Here is a 2,353-nt window from a genome sequence, read left to right on the forward strand (position 1 = left end):
CCCCCGCCCTGCGCCGCGCCACGGGCGACCCCCGGCACCGCGGCCACGCCCGGGAGCTGGCCCGCCGCCTGGCCGAGGAGGACGGCGTGGCCCCGGTCCTGACCGCGCTGGACCGCCTCACGTCGTGACCGCCGCGCCTTCCCGAGACGGCTTCGCGCGCTGTGAGATCCGTAGCAGGCCAGGGCGAGGGCGGCCAGGGCGGACGACGGGCGCCGTGCGCGCGCTGTGGCGCACCGTCCCCCCTCTCGTCGTGGCGTGTCGGCCGGGCCCGGCTCCCGGTCAGGGCTCGATCAGTCCGGCCCGGATCGCGTAGCGGGTCAGGTCGAGACGGTCGCGCAGGCCGAGCTTCTGCAGCAGGTTGGCGCGATGGCGCTGGACGGTCTTGATGCTGATGAACAGCAGATCGGCGATCTCCTTGGAGGAGTTGCCCTCGGCGACCAGCTTGAGGACCTCCTCCTCACGCGGCGTGAGAATCCGGTCGGGGTCTTCCTGGCCTTGGCGTGCCCGGTCAAGGTAGTTGCGGATCAGGGCGGTGACCGCGCCGGGGTACAGGAAGGGCTCGTCCCGCATGGCGGCCCGGCAGGCGGCGACCAGGTCACGGTCGGCCACCGACTTCAGCACATACCCGCTCGCGCCGGCCTTCAAGGCCTGGAAGAAGTACTGCTCGTTGTCGTGCATGGTGAGCATCAGGATCCGCAAGCCCGGCCTGGCAGTGGCCAGTTCGCGGGCGGCCTGCAGACCGGTCAGCCGCGGCATGGTGATGTCGAGCACGGCCAGGTCGACATCGCGGGTGCGGGCCAGCTCGATGGCCTCGGCCCCGTCACCGGCCTCGGCGACCACTTCGAGGTCCGGCTGCTGGTCGAGAATGAGCCGCACACCGCGGCGCACCAGTGCGTGGTCGTCGGCGAGCAGGATGCGGATCGTGCTCGCATCCGCCGGAGCGGGCATGGCCGTGTCGGGCATGGTCAGAACTGCTTCCTTGCGAGGGGCGCGGTGAGCTGGACCCGGGTGCCGGACCGGGGTGCCGGGGTGATCTCGAGGATGCCCTCGACGAGCAGGGCCCGCTCGCGCATCCCGCGGATGCCGGCGCCTTCGCGGGGTGCCTCGATGCCGCTGCCGTCGTCGGTCACCGTCAGCACCACGCCGTCGTCGGCGCGGCGCAGGGCGACGGTGACCCGTCCGGCGTCCGCGTGGCGGGCGACGTTGGTCAGGGACTCCTGCGCGATGCGGTAGAGAACCAGCTCCGTCTCCCGATCCAGCGGGGGCAGGTCGGCGTCGAAGCGGCGCGTGACCAGCAGCCCGGTATGGGCGGCGAAGTCCTCGCTGAGCGAGGTCAGCGCGCTGACCAGGCCCAGATCGTCCAGCACGCCGGGCCGCAGCCGGCGCACCAGGCGGCGCACCTCGTCCAGGCTCTCCCGGGTGATCTCCTGAAGTTCCTGCAACTCCGCGCGCTGCGGCTCCGGAGCGTCGTCCGCGCAGCGCTTGAGTCCCAGCAGGATCGCGGTCATGCTCTGGCCGACCTCGTCGTGCAGTTCCTGGGCGATGCGCCGGCGCTCCGCCTCCTGGGCCAGCAGGGCCCGGGCGCTGCTCGCGGCCCGTTCCTGCTCCAGCCGCTCCAGCATGGCGTTGAACGTACGGATCAGCTCGGCGACCCCGCCGCCGCCGGAAGCGGGCAGGCGCTGGCCGGGGCGCAGCAGGTCCACGGTGGCCATCAGCTTCGTGAGCCGGTCCAGCGGGGCCAGGCCGAACCGCAGCAGTGCGGCGTTCGCGACGAGCATCACGGCCAGCCCGCCGACCAGAATCACCGCCTCGGTCAACAGCACCGGCACCGAGACGGTCACCGGAGCCAACAGCAGCAAGGCCGTGGCCGCGCCCAGCACCACGGCATTGAGCGCGAAGATCCGCCAGAACAAGGACACCGTCCCCGCGCCTCCCCTTCTACGAACTCTGTCTCACCTCCACTGTCGGGCATCGCCGAGCCCACCGCGTTCGCGGGCCGGGCGTTCGAGCAAGCCTGCGGCCAGGCTGCCCCTTCCCGCGCGTCCCGTCCATGGGACCTGGCCCCCATTTCCCCGGGCACGCACCACCCATGGCACGGCCGCATGGGTCCCTCGCACCGGTGCAAATGGGGCCCGCACCCGATGGGTATCCGCCGCGGACCGGGCCAGGCTGGAACTCACACGACCACCCGACAGCGGACGGGCGGCCCGGCCACGTCGCCGGGCCGCCCGCCGCGCATGACCGACCCGCGCACCCGCCGTCCGCCACCGAGAAGAGGGACCGACCATGTCGCTCGATGTCACCCGCACCTGTCCCTTATACACATCTGACGCTGCCGACGAACTCTAGGGTG

2 protein-coding genes are annotated in these 2,353 nt (G+C 72.3%); both read right to left on the reverse strand.

From position 1 onward, the window contains the following. Positions 1-279: 279 nt before the first annotated feature. Positions 280-963: a response regulator gene (locus tag C1J00_RS42155; RefSeq protein WP_102914085.1), complete on the reverse strand. Its 684-nt coding sequence runs from the start codon at positions 961-963 to the stop codon at positions 280-282. Positions 964-965: 2 nt separating this feature from the next. Then, complete coding sequence (locus C1J00_RS42160; RefSeq protein WP_102914086.1) at positions 966-1,919, reverse strand: sensor histidine kinase; 954 nt, start codon at positions 1,917-1,919, stop codon at positions 966-968. Between the last annotated feature and the right edge of the window lie 434 nt (positions 1,920-2,353).

The sequence above is a fragment of the Streptomyces cahuitamycinicus genome (genome assembly GCF_002891435.1).
Taxonomy (GTDB): Bacteria; Actinomycetota; Actinomycetes; order Streptomycetales; family Streptomycetaceae; genus Streptomyces; species Streptomyces cahuitamycinicus.